Annotated in this window: 26 protein-coding genes; 11 read left to right on the top strand and 15 right to left on the bottom strand. The window is 66.7% G+C overall.

What is annotated here, in order from left to right; genetic code table 11:
* Position 1 precedes the first annotated feature (1 nt).
* The 4 genes from KQH53_01820 to lepA all read right to left on the bottom strand — a co-directional run bounded on the left by KQH53_01820 (position 2) and on the right by lepA (position 4,392).
* Complete coding sequence (locus KQH53_01820) at positions 2 to 775, bottom strand: GGDEF domain-containing protein (protein ID MCB2225386.1); 774 nt, start codon at positions 773 to 775, stop codon at positions 2 to 4.
* A gap of 161 nt (positions 776 to 936) precedes the next feature.
* Complete coding sequence (locus tag KQH53_01825) at positions 937 to 2,130, bottom strand: sodium ion-translocating decarboxylase subunit beta (protein ID MCB2225387.1); 1,194 nt, start codon at positions 2,128 to 2,130, stop codon at positions 937 to 939.
* On the bottom strand, positions 2,127 to 2,303 hold the full coding sequence (locus tag KQH53_01830) for an OadG family protein (GenBank protein ID MCB2225388.1): 177 nt from the start codon (positions 2,301 to 2,303) through the stop codon (positions 2,127 to 2,129). Before KQH53_01830 ends, KQH53_01825 begins: the two co-directional genes overlap by 4 nt.
* A gap of 157 nt (positions 2,304 to 2,460) precedes the next feature.
* On the bottom strand, positions 2,461 to 4,392 hold the full coding sequence (lepA, locus tag KQH53_01835; protein ID MCB2225389.1) for a translation elongation factor 4: 1,932 nt from the start codon (positions 4,390 to 4,392) through the stop codon (positions 2,461 to 2,463).
* A gap of 79 nt (positions 4,393 to 4,471) precedes the next feature.
* On the opposite strand from lepA, the gene KQH53_01840 reads away from it, so the two are divergent.
* The 4 genes from KQH53_01840 (at position 4,472) to KQH53_01855 (ending at position 7,917) form a co-directional block, all read left to right on the top strand.
* Positions 4,472 to 4,858, top strand: a complete 387-nt coding sequence (locus KQH53_01840; protein ID MCB2225390.1) for a hypothetical protein — start codon at positions 4,472 to 4,474, stop codon at positions 4,856 to 4,858.
* 202 nt (positions 4,859 to 5,060) lie between these two features.
* Positions 5,061 to 5,246, top strand: coding sequence for a hypothetical protein (locus KQH53_01845; protein ID MCB2225391.1), 186 nt, complete (start codon positions 5,061 to 5,063; stop codon positions 5,244 to 5,246).
* A 178-nt stretch (positions 5,247 to 5,424) separates the two neighbouring features.
* A complete protein-coding gene (locus KQH53_01850) occupies positions 5,425 to 7,074 on the top strand; it encodes an asparagine synthetase B (GenBank protein ID MCB2225392.1) in 1,650 nt (549 codons plus the stop codon).
* Positions 7,075 to 7,092: 18 nt separating this feature from the next.
* The gene (locus KQH53_01855; GenBank protein MCB2225393.1) at positions 7,093 to 7,917 is read left to right on the top strand and encodes a carbon-nitrogen hydrolase family protein; all 825 of its coding nucleotides are present in this window, start codon (positions 7,093 to 7,095) and stop codon (positions 7,915 to 7,917) included.
* Here KQH53_01855 and KQH53_01860 read toward each other — a convergent pair whose 3' ends face one another.
* The 7 genes from KQH53_01860 to KQH53_01890 are packed head-to-tail and all read right to left on the bottom strand — an operon-like array spanning position 7,918 to position 13,187.
* A complete protein-coding gene (locus KQH53_01860) occupies positions 7,918 to 8,562 on the bottom strand; it encodes a DUF3047 domain-containing protein (protein MCB2225394.1) in 645 nt (214 codons plus the stop codon). It abuts the gene before it with no gap.
* Positions 8,562 to 8,768, bottom strand: a complete 207-nt coding sequence (locus tag KQH53_01865) for a hypothetical protein (GenBank protein MCB2225395.1) — start codon at positions 8,766 to 8,768, stop codon at positions 8,562 to 8,564. Before KQH53_01865 ends, KQH53_01860 begins: the two co-directional genes overlap by 1 nt.
* Before the next feature lie 42 nt (positions 8,769 to 8,810).
* Positions 8,811 to 9,317 carry a hypothetical protein gene (locus KQH53_01870; GenBank protein ID MCB2225396.1) on the bottom strand — a complete coding sequence of 169 codons (507 nt, stop codon included), beginning with the start codon at positions 9,315 to 9,317 and terminating at the stop codon, positions 8,811 to 8,813.
* Positions 9,318 to 9,324: 7 nt separating this feature from the next.
* Positions 9,325 to 10,749 carry a dephospho-CoA kinase gene (gene coaE, locus KQH53_01875; GenBank protein MCB2225397.1) on the bottom strand — a complete coding sequence of 475 codons (1,425 nt, stop codon included), beginning with the start codon at positions 10,747 to 10,749 and terminating at the stop codon, positions 9,325 to 9,327.
* Positions 10,746 to 11,885, bottom strand: coding sequence for a PHP domain-containing protein (locus KQH53_01880; GenBank protein ID MCB2225398.1), 1,140 nt, complete (start codon positions 11,883 to 11,885; stop codon positions 10,746 to 10,748). The genes coaE and KQH53_01880 overlap by 4 nt, the downstream gene beginning before the upstream one ends.
* On the bottom strand, positions 11,882 to 12,391 hold the full coding sequence (locus KQH53_01885) for a hypothetical protein (GenBank protein ID MCB2225399.1): 510 nt from the start codon (positions 12,389 to 12,391) through the stop codon (positions 11,882 to 11,884). The genes KQH53_01880 and KQH53_01885 overlap by 4 nt, the downstream gene beginning before the upstream one ends.
* 22 nt (positions 12,392 to 12,413) lie before the next feature.
* Complete coding sequence (locus KQH53_01890) at positions 12,414 to 13,187, bottom strand: DUF169 domain-containing protein (GenBank protein ID MCB2225400.1); 774 nt, start codon at positions 13,185 to 13,187, stop codon at positions 12,414 to 12,416.
* Between the two features lie 118 nt (positions 13,188 to 13,305).
* Between KQH53_01890 and KQH53_01895 the strand changes: the two genes are divergently transcribed.
* Positions 13,306 to 15,381 (top strand): molybdopterin-dependent oxidoreductase, encoded by a 2,076-nt coding sequence (locus tag KQH53_01895; protein MCB2225401.1) that lies wholly within the window; start codon positions 13,306 to 13,308, stop codon positions 15,379 to 15,381.
* Between the two features lie 154 nt (positions 15,382 to 15,535).
* On the top strand, positions 15,536 to 15,913 hold the full coding sequence (locus tag KQH53_01900; GenBank protein ID MCB2225402.1) for a CGGC domain-containing protein: 378 nt from the start codon (positions 15,536 to 15,538) through the stop codon (positions 15,911 to 15,913).
* A 13-nt stretch (positions 15,914 to 15,926) separates the two neighbouring features.
* On the opposite strand, the gene KQH53_01905 is transcribed toward KQH53_01900, so the two are convergent.
* Entirely contained in the window at positions 15,927 to 16,673 is a 747-nt protein-coding gene (locus tag KQH53_01905) for a hypothetical protein (GenBank protein MCB2225403.1), read from the bottom strand.
* Positions 16,674 to 16,788: 115 nt separating this feature from the next.
* Here KQH53_01905 and KQH53_01910 point away from each other — a divergent pair, with 115 nt between their 5' ends.
* Positions 16,789 to 17,412: a TetR/AcrR family transcriptional regulator gene (locus KQH53_01910; protein MCB2225404.1), complete on the top strand. Its 624-nt coding sequence runs from the start codon at positions 16,789 to 16,791 to the stop codon at positions 17,410 to 17,412.
* A 119-nt stretch (positions 17,413 to 17,531) separates the two neighbouring features.
* A complete protein-coding gene (locus KQH53_01915; GenBank protein MCB2225405.1) occupies positions 17,532 to 17,894 on the top strand; it encodes an STAS/SEC14 domain-containing protein in 363 nt (120 codons plus the stop codon).
* Between the two features lie 13 nt (positions 17,895 to 17,907).
* On the opposite strand, the gene KQH53_01920 is transcribed toward KQH53_01915, so the two are convergent.
* From KQH53_01920 to tpx, 3 genes are all read right to left on the bottom strand, one after another.
* A complete protein-coding gene (locus KQH53_01920; protein MCB2225406.1) occupies positions 17,908 to 18,234 on the bottom strand; it encodes a type II toxin-antitoxin system RelE/ParE family toxin in 327 nt (108 codons plus the stop codon).
* On the bottom strand, positions 18,234 to 18,509 hold the full coding sequence (locus KQH53_01925) for a type II toxin-antitoxin system Phd/YefM family antitoxin (protein MCB2225407.1): 276 nt from the start codon (positions 18,507 to 18,509) through the stop codon (positions 18,234 to 18,236). The genes KQH53_01920 and KQH53_01925 overlap by 1 nt, the downstream gene beginning before the upstream one ends.
* Before the next feature lie 127 nt (positions 18,510 to 18,636).
* On the bottom strand, positions 18,637 to 19,152 hold the full coding sequence (gene tpx, locus KQH53_01930; protein ID MCB2225408.1) for a thiol peroxidase: 516 nt from the start codon (positions 19,150 to 19,152) through the stop codon (positions 18,637 to 18,639).
* A 221-nt stretch (positions 19,153 to 19,373) separates the two neighbouring features.
* Here tpx and KQH53_01935 point away from each other — a divergent pair, with 221 nt between their 5' ends.
* From KQH53_01935 to KQH53_01945, 3 genes are all read left to right on the top strand, one after another.
* Positions 19,374 to 19,871 (top strand): rubrerythrin family protein, encoded by a 498-nt coding sequence (locus tag KQH53_01935; GenBank protein ID MCB2225409.1) that lies wholly within the window; start codon positions 19,374 to 19,376, stop codon positions 19,869 to 19,871.
* Positions 19,872 to 19,972: 101 nt separating this feature from the next.
* Positions 19,973 to 21,529: an SDR family oxidoreductase gene (locus KQH53_01940; GenBank protein MCB2225410.1), complete on the top strand. Its 1,557-nt coding sequence runs from the start codon at positions 19,973 to 19,975 to the stop codon at positions 21,527 to 21,529.
* Between the two features lie 80 nt (positions 21,530 to 21,609).
* Complete coding sequence (locus KQH53_01945) at positions 21,610 to 22,911, top strand: TolC family protein (GenBank protein ID MCB2225411.1); 1,302 nt, start codon at positions 21,610 to 21,612, stop codon at positions 22,909 to 22,911.
* Positions 22,912 to 22,966: the final 55 nt, after the last annotated feature.

A 22,966-nucleotide genomic window follows, 5' to 3' on the forward strand; every position in this document is an offset into this window, starting at 1 on the left:
GCTAGGCGGCGGCCAGCTCTATGCGGTCGCCGCCCATCTCCTTGGCGCGGTAAAGGGCCTGATCGGCCAGGCCCAAGAGCTCGTCCTCGCTGTTGACGCCCTGCTCGTTGCTCACCACCCCCACGCTGAGGTGCACCGACACCCGCCGGTTGTCCACCATCACCCCCGACTCGGCCATGGCCCGCCGGATGCGCTCGGCCAACAGCGCCGCGCTTTCCAGGCCGGTGAAGGGGGCCAGCACCAGGAACTCGTCGCCTCCGAAGCGCCCCAGCACGTCGCCCATGCGGATGGTGTCCTTGATCAGCCCGGCGCAGGCCAACAGGGCCCGGTCCCCGGCCAGGTGGCCCAGGCTGTCGTTTATCTCCTTAAAGGAGTCCAAGTCCATCAGGAGCAGGGACACGGGATAGCCGTGGCGGGCGGAAAGAGCCAGCTCCCGCCGGGTCATCTCCATGAAGTAGCGCCGATTGTAGGTCTGGGTCAGGTCGTCGGTGCGCGAGAGGCGCTCCACCTCGCTACAGGCCTGATTGAGCCGCAGCATGAGCTTGAAATTGCGCCGGGACAACAGGGGCGCGGCCACCAGGGGGGCCAGGGTGCTGGCCAGGGCGGCGGTGACGAGCCCGGCCGGGGAGAAGGACCTGATGGTCAGGATGAGGACCCCGGTGATCAGCCAGGACACCAGCAAGGCCACGCCGGTGACCAGGACCGTGGCCCGCGTCACGTCCTTGGGGCTCTCCAGAGCCAGTCTATTGTGTAGGGTGGTCCGGGGCTCGCGCAAAACGCTTCCTTTACCGCAGACCGCCGGGGGGCGGCGTTATTGTTTTATTTATAGCATCTTACCCCGGCCCGCGGAAACCATACTTTCCCCCTGGCCGGGCTGCCCCCGGGCAAAAAAAGGGAGCCCCGAGCGGGGCTCCCCTGTTTGGCGGGCGATAGTGCCTAGAAGTTGATGAACAGGCCCAGGAAGTAACCTCCGGCCACGGCCGAGCCGATGACGCCGGCCACGTTGGGGCCCATGGCGTGCATCAGCAGGAAGTTCTTCTTGTTGTTCTTCTGGCCCAGGTGGTGCACGATGCGCGCGCTCATGGGAACCGCGCTGACGCCGGCCGCGCCCAGCATGGGGTTGAAGGGCTCCTTGCTAAACTTCGACATGATCTTGCCGAAGATCACCCCGGCCCCGGTGCCCACGCAGAAGGCGGCCAGACCCAGGAAGAGCACCAAGAGGGTGCGCGGGTCCATCACCCGGTCGGCGGGCATGGAGGCGCCGATGCCCAGCATCAGCAGGATGGTGATGATGTTGATCAGCTCGTTCTGGGCGGTGTTGCTCAGGCGCTCGACCACCCCGGACTCGCGGAACAGGTTGCCCAACAGCAGGAAGCCCACCAGCGGGGCGCTCTTGGGGATGATCAAGACGATCAGCAGCATGGCCACGATGGGGAACAGGATGCGTTCCGCCCGGCTCACCGGCCGCAGCATGGGCTTCATGTAGGTGGAGCGTTCGGCCTTGGAGGTCAAGAGCTTGATGATGGGCGGCTGGATGATGGCCACCATGGCCATGTAGGAATAGGCCGCCGTGGCGGTGATGCCCATGATGTCCGGGGCCAGCAGGCCGGTGGTGTAGATGGTGGTTGGGCCGTCCGCCCCGCCGATGATGCCGATGGAGCAGGCCTCCTTGAGCGAGAAGCCCCAGTCAGGCCAAATGAGCCCCACGGCCAGGGCGCCCAGGAAGCTTGAGTAGATGCCCACCTGGGCCGCCGCGCCCAAGAGGAAGGCCCGGGGGTTGGCGATGAGCGGGCTGAAGTCGGTGAGCGCCCCGATGCCGAAGAAGATGAACTGGGGCAATATGGTCCAGGTGTAAAGGCCGTACTTAAGGATGATGCCCAGCACTCCGGCCATGCCCGGCTGCATTCCCGGCTCGGGCTGGCTGGTCAGGCCGGTGAGCGGCAGGTTGGCCAGGATCATGCCCGCGCCGATGGGCAGCAGCTCGTAAGGCTCCCATTCCTTGACAATGGCCAGGGTGATGAATCCCAAGCCCACCAGAATCATGACGATGTGGGGCAGGTCGAGATTGCCGAAGCCGACCTGGACGCCCATGATCTTGAGAACACCTTCGTGATAGGCGATCCAGCTCATGCCGCCGCCTCCTTGGCCTTGGCCGCGGCCTTTTTCCTGGCCTCGCGGGCCATGAAGAACTTGCCCATTAGCGTGGTGGCCACGGCCAGCAGCGACATGATAAGGAACACCACCAGAACCCCGCCTCCCACGATGCGGAAGGCCTGGCCCCAGTCGATTGGAACAGGTTGCATTTTCCTAACTCTCCCTAAGACGATGCACGGTGGGCGTCTCGCCCAGGCGCCCGCGGTCCCCGCCGCGTCTTTCCGGTCGGGGCCCGATCGAATTTTGAATATATGAGCGTGTCAGGCGGGTGTCAAGTAAAGGTTAGACCTTCGGGCAGGGCGCTTATTAATCGTCTGAGCCGGTCTGCAATACGGCCAAAAACGCCTTCTGGGGGATGGGGACGTTGCCCACCAGCTTCATGCGCTTCTTGCCCGCCTTCTGCTTTTCCAACAGCTTGCGCTTGCGGCTCACGTCGCCGCCGTAGCACTTGGAGGTCACGTCCTTGCGATAGGCGTTGACCGTGCTGCGCGCTATGATCTTGGAGCCGATGGCCCCCTGGATGGCGATCTTGAACTGCTGGCGGGGGATGGTGTCCTTGAGCTTGTTCACCGCGTGCAGGCCCCGGGGGCGGGCCTTTTCCTCGTGCACCAACATGCTCAGGGCGTCCACCTTCTCGCCGTTTACCAGAATGTCCAGCTTGACCAGCTCGCTGCGGCGGTAGCCGATCATCTCGTAGTCAAAGCTGCCGTAACCCTGGGTCACGGTCTTGAGCTTGTCGTAGAAGTCGTAGATCACCTCGGCCAGGGGCAAGTCCGCGCTGAGCTCCACCCGGCCGGGGTTGGGATAGTTCAGGTTGGTGTTCTCGCCGCGGCGGTCGAGGCAAAGGGGCATCACCGCGCCGATGTAGCGCTCGGGCATCATGATGGAGGCCCGCACATAGGGCTCTTCGCAGTAGTCGATGGAGGCCGGGTCCGGGTAGTAGGCCGGGTTCTCGATCTCCAGCTCCTCGCCGTCGTGCAAAAAGATGTTGTAGCGCACGCTGGGGGTGGTGAGGATCAGCGACAGACCGAACTCGCGCTCCAGGCGCTCCTGCACCACTTCCAAATGCAACAGCCCCAAGAAGCCGCAGCGGAAGCCGAAGCCCAGGGCCTGGGAGGAGTCCTTCTGGAAGATGAGGCTGGCGTCGTTGAGCTTGAGCTTGTCCAGGGCGTCGGCCAGGTCCGGGTAGTCGTCGGTGGCGATGGGGTAGATGGAGGAAAACACCACCGGCTTGGCCTCGCGGAAGCCGGGCAGCGGCTCGTCGGCCGGGCTCTCGGCCAGGGTGATGGTGTCGCCGATGTTGGTGTCGGCCACGGTCTTGACCCCGGCGAAGAGATAGCCCACCTGCCCGGCCCGTAGCTCCTTCTTGACGATGCGCTTAACCTGGAGCAGGCCCACCTCCTCCACCTTGTGCTCGCTGCCCCCGTGCATGAAGCGGATGATCTGCCCAGGCTTGAGCGTGCCCTCCATGACCCGCACGAAGATGACCGTGCCCCGGTAGGGGTCGTAGGCCGCGTCGAAGATCAGCGCCTGCAAGAGCCCGGCCGGGTCGCCGGTGGGCGGGGGCAGCTCTTTGACGATGGCCTCCAGCACCTCGGGCACGTTGGTGCCCTCCTTGGCCGAGACCGCCACCGCCGCATCGCCGTCCAGGCCCAGCTCTTCGCTTATCTGGCGGCGGGCCTCCTCCACGTCGGCGCTGATCAGGTCGATCTTGTTGATGACCGGCACCACCTCCAGGTCGTGCTCCAGGGCCAGGTAGAGGTTGGCCAGGGTCTGGGCCTCCACGCCCTGGGAGGCGTCCACCACCAACAGCACCCCCTCGCAGGAAGCCAGGGCGCGGCTCACCTCGTAGGAGAAGTCCACGTGGCCGGGAGTGTCGATGAGGTTCAGCTCGTATTCCTCGCCGTCGGCCGCCACGTAGGGCAGGGTCACCGCCTGGCTCTTGATGGTGATGCCGCGCTCCCGCTCCAGATACAGGCTGTCCAGGATCTGGTTCTGGAACTCCCGCTCGGGCACGATGCCACAGAGCTGGATCAGCCGGTCGGCCAGGGTGGATTTCCCGTGGTCGATGTGGGCGATGATGGAGAAGTTGCGGGTGTGGGCCTTGTCAGCCACGGTATTCCTCAATTGCTTAGGGTGTTCTCTGCCAGGGTGAGAATATCCTCCCTGGGTTGATTCGTCAAATGCCACAGCCCCTTGCCCGGGGAGGTACGTGAGGCGCTCCCCCGTAGGCCCCATTTAGCCTGGCTAACAACGCTCTTGCTTTTTGAGTTTAATTAATTATAGATTTTGATTACACCTAACAGGGAGAAGAGGCATGCCCACCCATTTTGCCCCCCTGCCCGGCCAGGCCGCCCCGGCCCCCCCGGCCAAGGCCAAGGCCGCGCCGACTCACTTGCAAACCGCCCTCCTGGTCGACGAGAGCGGCTATCTTTCCAACCACAGCCGCGACGTTCTGAAGTTCCTGGGCTACAGCCCGGGCCTGGTGCCGCCGCGCCTGAACCTGCTCAGCCACGTGGCCCACTGGGACCGCTACCGCGCCTCGCGGGACATGGCCCAAAGCATGACCAGCGGCCGGGAACACCGGGCGGTCTACACCTTCATCCTGGCCGACGGGAGCTCCTTCGCGGCCAGCATGGTCTGCGCGCCCTGCCATTGCTCCGGCCGCCCGGCCGGGCTCAAGGTTTCCTTGAGCCGCTGCTGAGCCCGTCCCTCAGGCTCGCCCCGGTTGGGCCTCGCCTTTATCCGGCGGGCCGCCGAGGCGAGCTTTTTGGCCGGCCCAGACATCGATCACCAAAAGTGATGCCAACGAGCATTATAAATAATTAGTAATAATGATATCGCCTCGTTAGCCTTCTTGCCAGGTTGGACCGCAATGCCGCGGCCGGCACTGAAAGGGGGCTCCCATGCACCACCTACCCAGCGACGCTTCCCTGCTTTTCGTGCTGCTTCTGCCCGTGGGGCTCATGGCCCTGGGCCTGGCCGCCCTGCTGGCCGGCGGGGCCGTCATACTGGCCCGCAGGCTGAGGTCATGGGCCCGCGCCAGGCGCGCCCGAGCCGCCGCCCGAGGCCCCGCCTTGCAAGGACCCTAAGCTTATGTTATTTTAATTACAGAGTTATTTGATCGAGACCCAAACCGCCAAGGCAAAGTTAGTAGTTTATAAGCCAACTCCGCGCTTTCCGGCCATAGACCAGGAAAGGCGGAGTTTCGTTTTTTCATGAGGCCATCCCGGGGCGGCGGGAGGGCCGCAAACAAGGAGAAGATCAATCATGTGCACCATCTGTGGGCATTTCGTGCAAGGTGGCCGGATTTGTTCCAGCGACATCTTTGACATGCTCAAGAAGATGGACCATCGCGGCCCCGACACCCATGGGGTCTATCTGGACAACCAGGTCATTCGCACCCGCAGCGTGGACGAGCTTCAAGACGAGCTGCGAGGCGAAAGCCACATCGCCCTGGGCCATTCCCGGCTGAGCATCGTGGGCCGGGAGCAATCCACCCAGCCCTACACCTCTTGCGACGGCAAGCTGGCCCTGATCCACAATGGCGAGATCTACAATTATCAAAAGCTCTCCACCCTGCTCTTCCAAGAGCACGACATCGAGACCACCAGCGACTCCGAGGTGATCGTGCACCTGCTGGAGGAGGCCTATCAGGGCGACCTGCTGGACGCGGTGCAAAAGGTCTGCGGCCTTTTGGACGGCATGTACGCCCTGGCGGTCACCGACGGCCGCACCGTGGTGGTGGCTCGCGACCCCATCGGTAAAAAGCCCCTGTACTTCATCCAGAACGGGCCGGTGGTCTACTTCGCCTCCGAGAAAAAGGCCCTGTGGAACGGGACCGACGAGCCCATCCGCATCAACCCCGGCGAGATGCTCTACATCGACGACACCAAGACCGAGCTCTGCGAGGGCTACCGCCTGGAGCTGCCCCAGATCGACATCGTGGACTTCCGCGAGGCGGTGGAAACCTACAAGGAGGCCCTGACCACGGCGGTTAACAAGCGCCTCACCGGGCTCACCGAGTCCACCCTGGGGGTGATCTTCTCCGGGGGCATCGACAGCGTGCTGGTGGCAAATCTCTTGATGCGCGAGGGCAAGAACATCGTGTGCTACTGCACCGGCACCGCCGACAGCGCCGACGTGCAGGCGGCCGAGGCCGTGGCCCAGGACCTGGGCCTGGTCTTGAAGACCTCGATCATCGACGAGGCCATGGTGGAAGAGCTCTTGCCCGAGGTGATCACCAACGTGGAGGAGAGCGGCCTGTTGCAGGTGGAGGTGGCCATTCCCATGTATTTGGCCGCCAAGCTGGCCGCGGCCGACGGCATCCGGGTGATGTTCACCGGCCAGGCGGCGGACGAGATCTTCGCGGGCTATCCCTGGTACAACGACGTCTTGGCCGAGCACGGCTATCTGCGCCTGCACGAGAAGCTCTGGGAAGACCTGGGCATGCTCTACACCGACACCCTGGAGCGCGAGGACAAGCTGACCATGGCCCACAGCATCGAGCTACGGGCCCCCTACCTGGACCGCGACGTGATCCTGACCGCAATGCGCATCTCGCCGCGTCTGAAGCTGGAGGGCCCGGAGGACGACCTGCGCAAGCGGGTGCACCGCCAGGCGGCGGCCGAGCTGGGGGTGCCGCCCTATCTGGCCTTCCGCACCAAGGACCCGGCCCAGTCCGGCTCGGGCATCCACCAGATCATCCAAAACATCGCGGCGGCCAAGGGCGGCGCGGTGCAGCAGGAGGTGGTGGATAAGAACATCCGGCGCGACAAGGGCAGCCTCTACCGCTACGGCGACGAGGAGTACGGCCGCGACCTGGCCCGCTTCTATCTGCAAAAGATCGAGGACGACATCCGCCAGCGCTTCATCCCGCCCTTTTTGGAATGCGAGGCCTCGGCCGCCCCGGCGGCCTAGGCAAAGGCTGGAGGCAATATGAAGATCACCCTGGCCCAGATAAACTTCGCGCCCGAGGACCTGGAGGGGCATCTGGACCGGCTCATGGAGATCATCAGCGAGCATCGCGACAGCGACCTGATCGTCTTCCCCGAGCTGATCTTGCAAGGCCATCCCTCGGACGTGAAGCCCGAGGGCTTCCTTTACCGCCAGGCCAAGTGCCATCTGCACGACGCCTCGCGCCAGATCCGCGAGCACGTGAAGCGTTGCGGAACCCGGGTGGTTTTGGGCGAGCTCCAGCGCGAGGGCGACAACTACCGCAACCTGGCCACCTACGTGGACGCCCACGGGGCCAAGAGCTACGCCAAGAGCCACGTGCACTGGACCGAGAGCTTCGTGCCCGGCAACAAGCTCAAGGTGTTCAGCACCCCCCTGGGCCGTTTGGGGCTCAACATCTGCTACGACTCGGCCTTCAGCGAGGTATGGCGGGTGTTGGCCCTGAACGGGGCCCGCCTGGTGGTGAACATCTCGGCGGTGCCGGCCCACTTCCCGGTGGAGTACATGCGCCGCCGGATGCGGGGCGCGGCGGCCTTCAACCAGTACTTCGTGGTTTACGCGAACCGCCCCGGCCCGGTGTTCGCCGGGGGCAGCGCGGCCTACGACCCCCATGGCGACGAGCTGTTGTCCTTGGGCGGCGGCGAGGAGATCACCTCGCTGGAGATCGACCTGGACCAGGCCGAGGCCTGGCGCGAGGAAGAGTTGCTCTTTCCCAACCGGCGGCCCCTGCTCTACCGCCGGGTGGCCAGCCGCAACAAGGAAGTGCCCGCCCCCCGCCGAAAAGCCAAGCTCCGCGCGGTCAGTTAGCTAGGGAGCGGGCGACAGGGAGATGTCCCCGTACCAGGCCTTGGCGCTGGTGCCGGTGTTGTCGCTGTCGGTCATTAGGGCCACCGCGCCCAGGGCGGGCGGGTCCTCGCCGTAGAGGCGGCGGTAGTCGGCCAGCACATCGCGGCGATGGCTGACCCACTGGCCCGCCTTGGCCTCGCCGCTGTCCACGGCCAGCATCATCACCGCCTTGCCGGCGAAGGCGTTGGGCCAGGCCTTGCCCACGGGCAAACGGTTGGCCCACACGTAGGTGATGGCCCGCGTGTTCCAGAAAAAGAAGGAAGGGAACACCAGGTAGACCCGGGCCGCGAAGTCGTCGCCTTCTTTGGTCAGGCCGTCGCCCCCCGCCACGGTGCGCTCGATCTTCCAGGACCAGCTAAGGATGGGCCGGTCCTTGAGCTCCAAGTCCACCTTTTTAACCAGGCCCGAGGCAGTGCCTTGGCTGGCGGCCTGTAGCACCTTGCGGCCGTCCTGGTCCACGATGGCGTAGGCGGTGCGTCCCTTGAACTCCTCGGGCTCCCAGCCGCTCAGATCGCCCGCGCTGAACTCGCCCACAATGAGCGGGGCCAGCCCGGCGGCCAGCAGCAGACCCGCCAGGGCCAGCAGGGCCAGGCCCGGAAGGCGCATCAGGCCGATTCCCGGCGGGGACGGCTCTGCACGGTGAGGCCGGTGCAGGTGCAGTGGATCAGCGAGCCCTCCCAGGGCCCGCCCGGAGCCACCGCCCGGCGCATGGCCAACCAGCCGGGGCAGCCCCGGCAGAACATGCCGCGCGGCCCCATGCAGGGAGGCGTGGCGCCCTTGCGCACTATCTGCAAGCTGTCGTTTTTTTCCATGCCTACAATTCTAACCGGGTCTCCGGGCTCTGGCGAGGGGGCTCAGGGCGCGGCGTGGCGGATGAGCGCCACTAGGTGAAGATGGCCGTGATCAAAAGGCACGCTGAGGGACCATCCCTGCTTGGGGCTGGTGACCACCGCGCCCATGCCCGGCGGCCGCGCCGCCCCGGCCAGGGCCTGGCCCAGCACTTCCTTGAGCGCCTCGGCCGGGTAGACCCCGCCGCTGGCCGTGGCCACCAGCCGGCCCACCTCGGGCCGCTCCACCAGGGCCCGGTCGCTGCGCGCGCTCTGGCCGCCGCCCGGCTCGTTGGCCTTGATCAGCAGCACCGGGCCGCCGGGTTTCTTGCTCCGGTCGGGCAGGGCCGCCCACAGCTTCAGGCCATCCACGCTTTTGACGAAGTTGCGGGCCGGGGGGTTGTTGCCGGCCTGGCCCTCGATGAAGCCCAGCTCCTCCAGCAAGGCGGGCAAGCCCTCCCCTTCCGCCCCGCCGGAGCAGGCGGCCAAGAGGACCAGGGCCAGGAGCAGCCAGGCCAGGGCGAAGCGAGACATGGGCGCGCTAGCCCTCTTGGGCCATGGCCTGGAGCTGGTCCCACAGGGCCATGATCTGGGCCTCGGTTTGCTCTGGCGCGCCGTCGTTGTCCACCACCAGGTCGGCGAAGCCCCTCTTCTGCTCCATGCCCAACTGGTTGGCGATGATCTGCCGGGCTTCCTCTTGGCTTATGCCGTCGCGGGACATGAGCCGCGCCACCTGGGTCTCGGGGGAGACCACCACCACCAGTATCTGCTCGAACAGATACATGAGGTTCAGCTCCACCAACAGCGGCACGTCCACGATGATCACCCCTTGCGGGTCGCGGGCGGTTATCTCCTGGAGCTGGGCAAAAAACTCCTCGTAGATGCGCGGGTGGGTGAAGCTCTCCAGCTTTTTGCGCTTCTCCAGATCCGAGAACACGATGGCCGAGACCTTTTTGCGGTCCAGGCCGCCGTCCTCGCCCAGCACCTGCTTGCCGAAGTAATCCACGATCTCATCGAAGGCGGGCCGGCCCGGCTCCACCACCTGGCGGGCGATGAGGTCGAAGTCGATGAGGTGCGCCCCCAGCTCCACCAGACGCCGCGACACGGTGCTCTTGCCGCTGGCGATGCTGCCGGTGAGGCCCACGATCACCCCGTGGGGCATGCCGCGCACCTTGGTGAGCATCTCTTCCAGGCGCGTATAGGACACCGGCAGGGTGGCGGTGATGTCGCCCTCCACCCCGGAATAGCTGATGGGATAGCGCACCCCCCGGCGGTAGAGGCTCTCCAGCCCGGCCAGGGCCTTGGGCATCAGGCGGGCGGGCAGGGCCATGACCATCTCGTCGTCCTGGGCGTGGCCGTAGCGCCGCTCGCCGTAGCAGGGGATGCTCAGGGAGGGCTTGTCGTCCAAATAGCAGCGGGCGATGGCGTCCGAGCAAGAGGACTCACCCACGCAGGAGAAATTCATCACCTGGTAGTCCTCGAACTGCAACGCATTTATAAGCAGGATCATCTGGGCCGGGTTGCCGTAGATCAAGACGATCTCCGGCTCAAAGGGCTCGTACACCAGCGGGGCCAGGGCCACCGCCTGGTAGCGTTGGGTGGGCAGGCGGGGGATGGCCTCTTCGTAGCGGCGGCCGTCCTTTTTGGTGGCCACCCACACGATGCTGCGGAAGGTGCCGTCGCGGTGATACTCGGGCAGATCCCGGAGGCCCAGGATGGAGGGGCAGGCCGCGAAGACGAAGTCGTCCAGGTCCGCCCCCACGCTCCAGTCGAAGTTCCGCACCAGGCTGATGAGCTGGCACAGGCTCATCTTGTGCTCCGGCCGCCGCAAGAAAGGAATGCGGCCCAGCTCTTCCCTATCCTCCAGCATCTTGAAGGCCACGGGGAAGCTCTTGAGGCGCAGCAGTTGCTCCATGCGGCGCACCAGCTTGGTCCATTGGCCTTTGGGCATATCGGGCATGTTCACTCGGCCTTTCCGGCCCCCCGAAAGGGCACCGCTTGGTAGGAGCCGTGGCGCAGGGCGGCCAGCAGGTCGGCCTGGCTGGTGATGATCTTGTCAAAGCGGGTGGCGTAGAAGCCCACCTCGCCGGCCTGATGGGCGTCGCTGCCCCCGGTGCCCGGCTTGGCCAGGGCCCCGGCCACCCGGGCGCAGAACCCGTTCTCGCCTGGGGTCACCTTGCTGTTGAGCACCTCCAGGGCGTCGACCTGGGCGAACATGGCCCGCCCCGCCGCCTGCTCCACCCCCATGCCCAGTTCCTCCACCCCCACGGTGAGGAAGCCCCGGAAGGGATGGGCCGCCACGATGAAGCCGCCCGCCGCGGCCACCCGGGCCCGTAGCTCCTCCAGGGGGATGATGCCCTCGATGGGCTCGTCAAAGCCGAAGACCACCATGTCGCCCTGGGCGGTGGTTATCTCGTTGCCCCCCAGCACCACCAGGCCGTGGCGCTCCGAGAGCGCGGCCAGCTCCTCCGGGTCCCATAGATAATGGTGGTCCGTGAGGCAGACCCCGTGCAGGCCGATGCGCTTGGCCTCGGCCAACACCTGGTCCACCTCGTCGCTGGCGCAGGGCGAGGCCGGGAAGGTGTGCGCGTGCAGGTCCAGGAAGAAGCCCTGGGGCGCGTCCTCCAGGGCGGCATAGGCCACTGCCAGGTCCTGGTCCGGCGCGGCCTGGGCCACGGCCCGGCGGGGCCGCGCGGCCACGGCCGGTTCGGCGGGCCGCTCCGGGGTTTCATCGGTGGCTACGCCAATCTCGCCCCGCTCCACGGCCCGCGCCTTGAGCACACAGTCGCAGCACTCCAGGATCAGGTTGGCGAAATGGCGGCAGGCCTGGCGGCCCACCAGCTTGTGCACCTGCTGGCTGAACTCCGGGTCGCTGAGGCACAGCCCCTCGGCCCGGCCCAAAAACTGCACGGCGCGGGGGCACTCGGGGGTGGTGTAGCGCCGCCAGGCCCCTTGCACGCTCTCCAGGCGCAGGCTGTCCGCGTCGATGCTGAGAGCCACCTCCAGGCCGTAGATATGGTCCTCCAGAACGCCCTTGGCCAGCCAGGTGCCGGGCGAGGGGCGCTCCACCCCCACCAGCTTGTTGCGCATGAAGCTGATCATGGCTGCTCCCCTTCGGGCGGCTCCGCGCCTTTCACCAAGGGGCTCTCCTCGGCAAAGGCCGCGCAGCGCCCCACCAGGCGGGTGTTGCGCCGGATCATGTCCTCGAAGTGCGCGCGGGAATCCACCGGCTCGCGGGGCGCCTTGGCCAGCTCCTGCTTGGTCAGGCCCAGGATCACCCCGTGGCAGCATTCCTCCACCATGAAGCTGAGCTCGGCCAGGGCCCCCTCGCGGCCCACCAGCCCCTCGATGATCTTGAGCATGCCCGAACCCACCCGCACCCCGAGCACCTTTTGCAGGCGCTCATGGGCATCAAGCGGCAGGGGCGGCGCGGCGCGGCGGGCCTCCAGGCCCACGGCGCTTATCTCCAGGCCGGGCAGGCTCACCTCGATCCAGACCATCAGGTCCATGAGGTCGTCTTGCAGGCGGCAGGTGGAGCGCAGGAGCTTGTCGCTCCGCTGCTCCAGGGCGGTGCAGCGGTTGCGGCCAAAGGCGGCGAGATGGGCCATGGGAATCCTTTCGCGCGGGAGCTTACTCGCTGGCCTCCAGGTCCTTCATCAGGGCCTGATAGGTGTCGGGCATCTCGGTGTGGAAGCGCAGGTAGGGAGTCACCGGGTAGCGCAGGCCCGCCTTGGCGGTGGCCTCCAGGCCGCTGAGCACCTTGTCCAGCTCCCCGGCGGGTATGGCGAAGGCCATCTCGTCGTCCTGGGCCATGGCGAAGATGCGGTCCCCGGCCCCGCAGGGCACCAGCTGGCACTGGCCGCTGATGAGCGCCTGGGAAACGTAGGTGGCGCAACCGATGCCGCCCAGAGCGGTGAAGCTGATGGCCTTGCCGGTGTGGTGCACCAGGGCCTGCACCATGCGCACCATCTGGGCCGGGTTGCCGAAGACCAGCACCAGCTGGGGCTCCCAGTCCACCTGCTCCAGGGGGGCCACGATGAAGCGGGTCCCTTGGCCGTGGGGCAGCTTGGGGATATCCTCGGCCACCACCGCGCGGGCCGCGTCCGAGCAGACCCAGTTGGGCACCCCGGTGTGTCCCTCCAGGAAGCCCTCGCTGGCGGGCACGAAACCCAGGGCCACCGCGCCCAGGGGGCACACCATGTCCTCGGGCTCCAGCATCACCTTCCAGCCGTAGCGCCGGGCCAGGGTTATGGCCTGGCACACCAGCATGGGACTGCGCCGTCCCTCCAGCTTCACGAAGTCCGGGGGCAGCTGGTCTTCCGGACCCAGGACGCTCAGGCCCACCGGATAGGTGGCTGGGCGCAGAAAATGGGTAAGCTTTTGTTCGACCTGTTTGGCTTCCATGGCGGGATCTCCGGCCCGAGAGGCTTGGCGGGCTTGCCTCCGGGCTTCCGAGGTGATTAAATCACTACATTTCGCCGGAATTATAACTCCTGGGGACCACGAGAGGAAGCATAAGGGCATGGCAGGGCCGATTCAGGAGATCAAAACCCACTGCTCCTATATGGATCACGGGGGCTGCGGGATTATCGCGACGGTTGAGGACGGGCGTATCACCAAGATAAAGCCCGACCCGGACGGCTGGCTCAACCAGGGCTACGCCTGCCCCAAGGGCCTCAACGCCCACCACCGCCTGTATCACCCCCAGCGCCTCAGGCATCCCCTGCGGCGCAAGGGCCCACGCGGCTCGGGGCAGTGGGAGCGCATCTCCTGGGACGAGGCCCTGAGCCAAATCGCCGAGGGCCTGGACGCCATCCGGCAAAAGGACGGGGCCCGCGCGGTGGCCTTTGCCCTGGGCATGCCCAAGGGCCTGGACCACTTCGCCATGATCCGCCTGGCCAACACCTTCGGCTCGCCCAACCTGGTGGCCAACCAGGACGTGTGCCACGCTCCCCGCGAGATCACCGGAGTGCACACCTGCGGCTTCTACCCGGTGGTGGATTACAAGCAGCCCAGCGAGCTGGTGGTGCTCTGGGCCTCCAACCCCCTGGCCACCCACGAGGAAGGCGGCATCGGCTCCCAGCTCACGGCCCGCCTCAAGGCGGGCAGCCGTTTGATGGTCATCGACCCGCACCGGAGCGAGCTGGCCGAAAAGGCCGAGCTGCACCTCCAGCTGCGGCCGGGCAGCGACGCGGCCCTGGCCTTGGGCATGCTCAACGTAATCATCGCGGAAAAGCTCTACGACGAGGCTTTCGTGGCCGAGCACACCCACGGCTTTGCCGAGCTGGCCGAGGCGGTGGCCGAGTTCACCCCAACCCGGGTGGGCGAGATAACCTGGCTGGAACCCGCGCAAATCCAGCAGGCGGCCCGGCTCTACGCCTCGGCCAAGCCCGCGGCCCTGGCCTGGGGCAACCCCATCGAGCACACCAACCACGCCTTTTCCGCCGCCCGCGCCCTGGTCTGCCTCATGGCCCTGAGCGGCAACCTGGATGTGCCCGGAGGCAACATCGCGCCCCTGGAGCCGCCCATCGCCGGGCTGGGTGCTTTCGTGCGGGCCGACCTGGTGCCCGACAAGCGCACCGCGATGCTCAGCGCGGCCCACGGGGTGATCCCCCGCTTCATGACCATCCCCCCGGCCTATCTGCGCCGCGCGGTCTTGGAAGGCGAGCCCTACCCGGTCAAGGGCATGTTCTTTTTCGACACCAACCCGCTCATGGTCTGGGCCGACAGCCGCCGGGCCAAAGAGGCCCTGGAGCGCCTGGAGTTTTTGGCCTGCGCCGAGCTGTACCTGACCCCCAGCGCGGCTCTGTGTGACGTGGTGCTGCCCTCGGCGGCCAGCCTGGAGTTCGACGACATCGGCCACTACGGCCTGGGCCACGGCTACATCCTGGCCCGCCCCCAGGTGGTGGATCCGCCCGCCGAGTGCCGCCCGCCCGCCCAGATCTGCTGCGACCTGGGCCGCCGCCTGGCCGGAGAGGAGCTGTGGCCCGAGGACTACCGCGCGCTCAACCAGATGGTGCTGGAGCCCAGCGGCCTGAGCTGGGAGGAGTTCGCGGCCAAGGGGCACTTGCAGGGGCCGCCCAAGTTCGAGAAGTTCCGCGCCAAGGGCTTCCGCACCGCCAGCGGCAAGGTGGAGCTCATGCTCTCCACCGCCGCCAAGTTCGGCCTGCCGCCCCTGCCCGCGTGGGAGGGCTTCCCCGAGGAGACCAGCGAGGCGTTCCCCCTGGTGCTCACCGGGCGCAAGAAGCTCACCGCCCTGCATTCATCCTATCGCTGGGTGGATGAGCTGCGGGCCCGCGACCCCGAGCCGGTCATGGAGATGCACCCGGCCGACGCCGAGGCCCGGGGCATCAACCAGGGCGACGAGGTAATCATCAGCACCCGGGCGGGGAGCATCGCGCAGAAGGCGCGGCTCAGCGAGAGGGTGCTGCCCGGCACGGTCTACGCGGAGCACGGCTGGTGGTTCCCCGAGGACGACGACCCCCTGGGCGGCTGGGACAGGAGCAACTTCAACCTGCTGACCAGCGCGGACAAGCTGGGCCGCGAGTTCGGCACCCCCAACCTGGCGGCCATCCCCTGTCAGGTGGAGCCAAAGTAACTCCGCATATTTTCCTACATAAGCCTTCATTTAAAAAACATTGCGTAGCAGTGGTTTGCACCTAGGGCTTGATTTATATGCCTACTAATTGTAGGCTATTAAGCCCTATCAACCCCGTCCCCGGCGCATAGCTACGCCGGGGAGACGATAATAAATGGAGGCCAAGGTGGAAAAGGTTTTGATCGTGGGATGCAAGCGGGCCATGGACGATGTCTGCATCGGTTGCTCGCGCTGCCTGGTGGCCTTCAACCGGCGCGAAGGGGTCTTCGAGATTTACGAGGACAGCCCGGCCCAGGTGATGGGCCTGTTGTCTTGCGGCGACTGCCCCGGGGCCACCATCGTGACCCGCCTGGCCCAGGTGAGCCTTTGGAACAAGCCCCTGGAGGAAAAGCCCACCGTGGTCCACGTGGCCCCCTGCATCACCGACCACTGTCCCCACGCCGAGACCATCCTCAAGAAGATCAAGGCCAAGGCCGGGGTGCGGGTGATCGAGGGAACCCACCCCTACATGCCCAGCGACATATTCGCCTGAGGGCCCGCCGCGCCTACTCCTCCAGGGTGAACTTCCAGGCGCAGTACCATTCGTCCGGATGATCCGGCGGGCAGCCCACGCAGGTGGTGGTGATGCGCTCGTCGATGGAGCTGGCGAAGGAGGGATACTCCACGTTGCCCACCGAGTGGCAGGGGTAGTCGTCCAGACCCTGGCGCTTGCGGGCCGACTGCACCCGGCAGTCGTTCATCTGGAAGATGAAGCTGTGCTCGTCCACCTCGTGGATGGACTGCTTGTTGAGTAGCGAGTAGTTGCGGAAGTTCAGCGCCTGCTTGAGGCCCGCCAGACCGGGGCGCTCGCCCAGGCCCAGGAACTGCTTGATGTTGTAGGCCTCGTGGGGGCTCAGGCGGGCCCAGCACAGATCGTTGGCCCGCTTGGCGTAGTCCATGCTCCGGTCGCGCTCCACCTGCTGGAACCAGATCCCGTCGGTGACCAGCCAGTTGGCCGCCGAGGCGGTGGCCAGCTCGACCAGCTCGTCCGGGCTCATTTGCCTCAGCCGCGCGGGCACGCCGTCCTTATCCACTTCGAAGCCCAGGAGCTTGCCCAAGCGTTTCATCTGATAAGCGAGGTTGGTGCGGAACACGGCGGCGTCGGCGGCCAGGGCGGCGGGCAGCCCCTCCTGGTGCTCCACCTCGCGGAACCACAGGCCGTAGTGGATCAGGTTGCGGTGAAAGGTCTCCAATACGAACCACACCAGGTCTTCCTGGGACAGCTCCCGCACGTCTTGCGCGTCCTTGGGCATGGGCTCCTCCTTGGCTGCAATGGGCGGCCCATTGTAACCCAAGCGCGCCCGCCTGTCTAAACCCCAAGGCCCGGCCGGTTGACACGAAGCGCGGGGGCAAGCGACAATCGCCGACATGGAAAGCGCCACCCCATCCCCCCGCCAGCTGCGCCGCCGCGAGGCGGCCCGCCGCCTGAGCGAGGCGGGTCTGAGGCTCATGGCCACCCAGGGCCTGGAGGCCACCAAGGTGGCCCAGATAACCGCCGCCGCCGGGGTGGGCAAAGGGACCTTCTTCACCCACTGGCCCAGTAAGGACGCCTTCGTGGCCGCCCTGGTGGACGGTTTGCTCACCGACCTGGCCCGGCGGGTGCGGCCGGTGGGCCTGGCCCCCACCGACGCCGAGGCGCTCATCGCCGACGTGGCCGCGGTGCATCTGCGCTTCTTCCAGCTCCGGCCCGAGGCGGCAGGGCTTTTGAACCAGTCCCTGGCCCTGGCCAAGGGCGGCGAGGCCCACGCCCTGGTGGCCGCGCGCCTGGAGCAACATCTGGAGCTGGTGGCCGGGATGATCGCTCCGGCAGGGGAGCAGCTGGGCTGGCCCCGGGAGCGGGCCCGCGAGCTGGCCCTGGCCGTGCTCGCCACGGCCTCGGGCTATTTCTGGCTGGGCGGAGCTCTGGGCCTGGGGGCGGACACGCCCCTGGAGCTCTTGGACCGGCTGGCCCGGGCCCTGGCCCGGGGGCTGGCCCGGCCCACTCAGAGCTAGACGCCGGGGCGCGGCCCCGGGTTAGAATACTTTAATGGAGGCCGGCGCCCGCCGGCGACAACCAGCGCGAGACAGCATGAGCCGGACGGCCTCAGCCATTCCCACGGCGGAGGAAAACCATGCTGGAGCTGTTACCCCAGAGCACCGACCAGGCCATCGCTCTTTTGGCCAAGGGCAAGCTGACCGACACCGACTATCAGCAGGTGATGATCCCGCGCCTCAGGGAGCTGATCGCCAAGCAGGGCAAGGCCCGGGTGATGCTGGTGTTGGCCCACGACTTCCTGGGCTGGGAGCCCAAGGCCGCCTGGGACGACGCCAAGTTCGGCATGAAGCATCGCAAGGACTTCGCCAAGCTGGCCATGGTGGGCGCGCCCAGGTGGGTCAAGTGGGCCACGGACGTGGGAGCCAACTTCATGTCCGGCGAGGTGCGCACCTATGGCGCGGCCCAGGAGCCCGAGGCCTGGGACTGGGTCAGCTCCTAGGCGGGGCCGCCTCTCACGCCTCCAGGAGGCGCCTCATCAAGAGGGCCTGCATGTCCCGCCGCCCGTCGGCGATGAGCATCACGTAGACCCGGCTATCCAACACTTGATAGATGATGCGGTAGGGCTTGAAAAATATCTCGCGGTACTGCTTGATGCCCAAGGCTAGCAGCTCTTTGGGATAGGCCCCCCGGTTGGGCGACTGGCTCAGCCGGTCAAAGGCCTTTTCTATTTTTCCCAACACATACTCCGCCCGCTCCGGGGCGTCGTGGCGGGCAATGTAATCGTAAAGCTGCTCCAGGTCCCGGGCCGCGTCCTCGGTCAGGAATACTTGATGGGTCATCAAGCTTCCCGCCGACCCCGGCGCAGGCGCTCCACCACCTCCCCGGCGGGGCGCACCCTGCCTTGCTCTATCTGGCGGTTGCCCAGGGCCAGAATCTTCAGTAGGGCCAGGGTCTCCTGGGTCTGCTCATAGGAAGCGATGTCCTGCATCACCGCCTTGGCCTCGCCGTTCTGGGTGATGATCAGGGGCTCGTCCTGCTCGCCAAGGGTGCGCACGATCTCCGCCGCGTGGGCCTTGAGAAAGCTTATGGGTTTGATCTGGCGGGAAGCCTTCATGGCCTTGCCTCCTTTTCCCTACAAGACCAAATTTAGTCCGCAAACAGGTCATACGTCAAGGGTTTGGCCAATAAAAACCGGGGCCGACCCGAAGGCCGGCCCCGTTAGGCTTTCGCTTGGCAATGGCTTAGGAGGCCGCCTTCACCGCGGCCAGCACTTCTTCGTAGTTGGGCTCCTCGCTCAACTCCTTGACCAACTGGATATAGGTGATCTTCTGCTCGCGGTCCAGGACCAGGACGCAGCGGGCCAACAGGCGCAGCTCTTTGATCAAGAGGCCGTAGGCCTCGCCAAAGGCGGCCTCCTTGTAATCCGAAAGGGTCTTGACCGCCTCCACCCCGGCCGCGCCGCACCAGCGGGCCTGGGCAAAGGGCAGGTCCATGCTGATGGTGAGGATGGCCACGTCGTCGCCCAGGCCGGCGGCCTCGGAGTTGAAGCGCCGGGTCTCCAGGTCGCAGGTGGGGGTGTCCAGGGAGGGCACCGCCGAGAGCACCACCACCTTGCCCTTGTAGTCGCTGATATTCACCGGGCTCAGGTCGTTGGCCGCCAGGGTTACGTCCGGGGCGATATCGCCCACCTTCACCTCCGCGCCCACCAGGGTCAGAGGGTTGCCGTGCATGGTAACAGCGCCGTTACGCTCACTCATCTTGGTCTCCTTTGGTAAGAATTTCCGTCCCCCGGGCGGACCGGGCAAATTTTCGCCTTTCAATCCATTGTAAAGGCGTAGTCCGAGGCTTGTCACATCGCGGCCCATGCCTCAGACTGTTTTTTATGGGCTCGGGCTTGACAACGCCCGTCCGTTTCACTATATAGTAATAGTAATCATTATCGATAACAACCCTAAACTTAAGCAGAGGGGAGAATCCCATGTCCAAGTCGCAAGAATTCCTGGCCGAAGCATTTGCCGGTGAGTCCCAAGCCAACCGCAAGTACCTGGCCTTTGCCGAGAAAGCCGACTCCGAGGGTATGCCGCAGGTGGCCCGCATGTTCCGGGCCGCGGCCGCTGCCGAGACGGTGCACGCCCACAACCACCTTCGTGCCATGAAAGGCATCGGCTCCACCGCCGACAACCTCAAGGCGGCCATCGAGGGCGAGACCCACGAGTTCGAGCACATGTATCCCGAGATGATCGAGGCGGCCAAGGCCGAGGACGCCAAGGAAGCCCTCAGGTCCTTCGAGTGGGCCAACACGGTCGAGAAGGTGCACGCCGACCTGTACCAGAAGCTGCTGGACGGCCTGGGCGGCGACCTGGGCGAATACGCCTACTACGTCTGCCCGGTGTGCGGCTACACCGCCGAGGGCAGCGCGCCGGAGCGTTGTCCGGTGTGCGGCGCCAAGGGCGAGCGCTTCATGAAAGTCGACTAAGCCTCCATTCCCTAGCTCAACCCCAGCGGGGCCGCTTCGGCGGCCCCGTTGCTTTTGGGGCGCGCCCTGTGCTGCAATCGGAAGGGAAAGGCTGGTGATGCATGGACCCTGCCCTGTCCGCGCGGCGCGATAAGCCGGTTTTGATCCTGGGGGCCACGGGCTACGTGGGCGGCCGCCTGGCCCCCCGCCTGCTGGCCGCTGGCTGGCGGGTGCGGGCCCTGGGCCGCAACCTGAACAAGCTCTCCTGCCGCCCCTGGGCCTCGCACCCCAACTGCGAGCTGGTGGCGGGCGACGTGATGGACCCGTTCTCCCTGGCCCGGGCGGCAAAAGGCTGCTGGGCCGCCTTTTACCTGGTCCACTCCATGAACCGGGACACCCCGGACTTCGCGGCCGCCGACCGCAAGGCGGCGCGCAACATGTCCCTGGCCGCGGCCGCCGCTGGGCTGGAGCGCATCGTCTACCTGGGCGGCCTGGTGCCCGAAGGTCCGGGCATCAGCCACCATCTGCGCTCCCGGGCCGAGGTGGGCCAAATCCTGCAAAGCGGCGAGGCGCCCTGCACCTGGTTGCGCGCGGCCATGATCCTGGGCGCGGGCAGCGCCTCCTTCGAGCTCCTGCGCTATCTGGCCGAGCGCCTGCCAATTATGATCACTCCCCGCTGGGTGCGCTCCCGGGTCCAGCCCATCGCCATCGGCGACGTGCTGGCCTATCTGGCGGGCTGCCTGGAGCAGGACGAAGTCTCCGGCCAGACCCTGGACATCGGCGGCCCGGACATCCACACCTATGAGGAGATGTTCCGGATCTTCGCCCGGGAGGCCGGGCTCAAGCCCCGCATCATCGTGCCGGTGCCGGTGCTCAGCCCCCGCCTGAGCTCCTTGTGGATACACCTGATCACCCCGGTGCCCGCCAGCCTGGCCCGTCCCCTGGCCGAGGGCCTGAGCAACACCGTGGTCTGCCGCGACCACCGCATATTGCAAATGATTCCCCGCGAGCTGACCCCGGCCCGGGTGGCCATCCGCCGGGCCCTGGAGCGCATCGCCCAGGAGCGGGTGGAGACCTGCTGGATGGACGCTGGCCATATGACCCCGCCGGAATGGGTGGCCTGCGGGGACGCGCCCTATGCCGGGGGCGCCGCCTTCCGGGAGGGCTACCAGATCGCCCTGCCCGTGCCCCAGGAAGAGGCCTGGCAGAGCGTGGCCGGGGTGGGCGGCCGTTCGGGCTGGCCCTGGGGCAACTGGCTGTGGCGGATTCGCGGCTACATGGACGAGGCGGTCGGCGGGCCGGGCCTCAGGCGGGGACGGCGCAGCGGCCGCGAGCTTCGGGTGGGCGACGCCCTGGACTTCTGGCGGGTGCTGGAGCTGGAGGCTCCGCAGCGCCTGCTGCTCCTGGCCGAGATGAAGCTGCCCGGCGAGGCCACCTTGGAGCTTAAGCTGGAGCCAAGCGGCCTGGACTCCTGCCGCCTCAGCCTGGTGGTCAGCTACCTGCCCCGGGGGCTCATGGGCCTGGCCTATTGGTACGCGGTGTGGCCCCTGCACCGGGGGGTGTTCCCCGGCCTCGTCACCGGCCTGGCCCGGCGCATGGGCGCGGCAGCCCCCGGCCCGGTGGGCAGTTTCGACCCAGACCAGGCCCAGACCTGCGCTTTGCCGCCTTCATCCCATTGACCTCTACCCCGGCAACATCTAAGCTTTAGCCCTTAAGACGCATTCACCCGGCGGCCCCGGCGGGGCCTGGAGGCATGGTCATGCATGGATCGCGGTTGGGGGCCTTGGCCCTGCTATTGCTGGCAATGCTGGCGGCGGGCCCGGCGGGGGCGGAGCAGGTGCTCTCCCTGGACCAGGCGGTGGGCCTGGCCCTGAAGAAAAACCCCACCCTGGAGGCGGCCCGCCAAGAGGTGGCCCAGGCCGAGGGCCGGGTGACCCAGGCCACCAGCCGCTGGTTCCCGCAGCTCAACGCCACGGCGGACTACACCCGCAACTACTCCGACCGCTCGCGCACCTCCAACTACAGCGGCAACTACAACTACTACGACACCGGCCTGACCCTGACCCAGAAGATCTACGACTTCGGCCAGACCGGGGGCAAGGTGGAGGCCAGCCGCCAGGAGCTGAGCGCCACCCAGCACGATCTGGGCACCCGGCGCGACGAGGTGGTCCTGGCGGTGCGCGCCAGCTACTTCGAAGTGCTCAAAAACCAGCGCCTGGTCAAGGTGGCGGTCAAGACCCTGGCCTCGCAGCAGCGCCACCTGGAGCAGGCCAAGGGCTTCTACGCCACCGGCCTTCGGCCCAAGATCGACGTGGCCCGCGCCTCGGTGGACCTGGCCAACGCCCGCCTGGCCCTGATCAGCGCCCAGTACCGCCAGCGCGAGGCCCGGGTGGCCCTGGAGCGCATCATGGGCGGCCGCCCCTGGAAGAGCGATTACGCCCTGGCCTCTGAAAAGGGCTTGCCTCCCCTGCCCGGCAAGCTGGACCCGCTTCTGGCCGAGGCCCTGGCCCAGCGGCCCGAGATGGCCAGCGTCAAGGCCCTGGTGGCCGCCTCCCAGGGCCGCCTGGAATCGGCCCAGGGCGGCTATTGGCCCTCCTTGGACGCGGGCGGCTCCTATCAGTACGGCAACACCGAGCTCCCCCTGGAGAACAACTGGGAGGCCGGGGTGGGCCTGAGCTGGTCCATCTTCTCCGGCTTCCTCACCAAGGGCCAGGTCAACGAGGCCCGCGCCCAGATCTTGCAGCGCAAGGCGCGGCTGAGGGAGCTGGAGCTGGGCATCGGCGAGGAGGTGGAGCAGGCCTGGCTGGTGGTGCGCGAGTCGTTGGAGCGCATCGAGGTGGCCCGCACCGCCCTGGAGGCGGCGGAGGAGAACTTCCGCCTTTCCCAGGGGCGCTACGACAACGGGGTGGGCAACGCCATCGAGTTCACCGACGCCCAGGTGTCCCGCTTCCAGGCGGCCAGCGATCTGGTCAAGGCCCGCTACAACTACTTGCAGGCTTTTGCCGCGCTGGAGAGGGCGTTGGGGCGGCCCCTGGCAGCCAGCAAGATCGTTATGAAATAGTTTTCTGCCGGGCGAGGGTGCGGCTTCGCCAGACGGCGTGATGCGGCGTTGCGGG

Source organism: Desulfarculaceae bacterium (assembly GCA_020444545.1).
In the GTDB taxonomy this organism is placed as follows: domain Bacteria; phylum Desulfobacterota; class Desulfarculia; order Desulfarculales; family Desulfarculaceae; genus Desulfoferula.

Bases quoted from the DNA above. Each gene is read 5' to 3' on its own strand.
- KQH53_01855 (MCB2225393.1), top strand. From the start codon at position 7,093: ATGAAGATCACCCTGGCCCAGATAAACTTCGCGCCCGAGGACCTGGAG.
- KQH53_01915 (MCB2225405.1), top strand. From the start codon at position 17,532: ATGCTGGAGCTGTTACCCCAGAGCACCGACCAGGCCATCGCTCTTTTG.
- KQH53_01865 (MCB2225395.1), bottom strand. From the start codon at position 8,768: ATGGAAAAAAACGACAGCTTGCAGATAGTGCGCAAGGGCGCCACGCCT.
- KQH53_01940 (MCB2225410.1), top strand. From the start codon at position 19,973: ATGGACCCTGCCCTGTCCGCGCGGCGCGATAAGCCGGTTTTGATCCTG.
- KQH53_01920 (MCB2225406.1), bottom strand. From the start codon at position 18,234: ATGACCCATCAAGTATTCCTGACCGAGGACGCGGCCCGGGACCTGGAG.
- KQH53_01900 (MCB2225402.1), top strand. From the start codon at position 15,536: ATGGAGGCCAAGGTGGAAAAGGTTTTGATCGTGGGATGCAAGCGGGCC.
- KQH53_01850 (MCB2225392.1), top strand. From the start codon at position 5,425: ATGTGCACCATCTGTGGGCATTTCGTGCAAGGTGGCCGGATTTGTTCC.
- KQH53_01880 (MCB2225398.1), bottom strand. From the start codon at position 11,885: ATGATCAGCTTCATGCGCAACAAGCTGGTGGGGGTGGAGCGCCCCTCG.
- KQH53_01860 (MCB2225394.1), bottom strand. From the start codon at position 8,562: ATGCGCCTTCCGGGCCTGGCCCTGCTGGCCCTGGCGGGTCTGCTGCTG.
- KQH53_01845 (MCB2225391.1), top strand. From the start codon at position 5,061: ATGCACCACCTACCCAGCGACGCTTCCCTGCTTTTCGTGCTGCTTCTG.
- KQH53_01870 (MCB2225396.1), bottom strand. From the start codon at position 9,317: ATGTCTCGCTTCGCCCTGGCCTGGCTGCTCCTGGCCCTGGTCCTCTTG.
- tpx (MCB2225408.1), bottom strand. From the start codon at position 19,152: ATGAGTGAGCGTAACGGCGCTGTTACCATGCACGGCAACCCTCTGACC.
- KQH53_01945 (MCB2225411.1), top strand. From the start codon at position 21,610: ATGCATGGATCGCGGTTGGGGGCCTTGGCCCTGCTATTGCTGGCAATG.
- KQH53_01895 (MCB2225401.1), top strand. From the start codon at position 13,306: ATGGCAGGGCCGATTCAGGAGATCAAAACCCACTGCTCCTATATGGAT.
- KQH53_01890 (MCB2225400.1), bottom strand. From the start codon at position 13,187: ATGGAAGCCAAACAGGTCGAACAAAAGCTTACCCATTTTCTGCGCCCA.
- KQH53_01925 (MCB2225407.1), bottom strand. From the start codon at position 18,509: ATGAAGGCTTCCCGCCAGATCAAACCCATAAGCTTTCTCAAGGCCCAC.
- KQH53_01935 (MCB2225409.1), top strand. From the start codon at position 19,374: ATGTCCAAGTCGCAAGAATTCCTGGCCGAAGCATTTGCCGGTGAGTCC.
- KQH53_01825 (MCB2225387.1), bottom strand. From the start codon at position 2,130: ATGAGCTGGATCGCCTATCACGAAGGTGTTCTCAAGATCATGGGCGTC.
- KQH53_01910 (MCB2225404.1), top strand. From the start codon at position 16,789: ATGGAAAGCGCCACCCCATCCCCCCGCCAGCTGCGCCGCCGCGAGGCG.
- KQH53_01840 (MCB2225390.1), top strand. From the start codon at position 4,472: ATGCCCACCCATTTTGCCCCCCTGCCCGGCCAGGCCGCCCCGGCCCCC.
- KQH53_01885 (MCB2225399.1), bottom strand. From the start codon at position 12,391: ATGGCCCATCTCGCCGCCTTTGGCCGCAACCGCTGCACCGCCCTGGAG.
- lepA (MCB2225389.1), bottom strand. From the start codon at position 4,392: ATGGGGCCTACGGGGGAGCGCCTCACGTACCTCCCCGGGCAAGGGGCT.
- KQH53_01830 (MCB2225388.1), bottom strand. From the start codon at position 2,303: ATGCAACCTGTTCCAATCGACTGGGGCCAGGCCTTCCGCATCGTGGGA.
- KQH53_01905 (MCB2225403.1), bottom strand. From the start codon at position 16,673: ATGCCCAAGGACGCGCAAGACGTGCGGGAGCTGTCCCAGGAAGACCTG.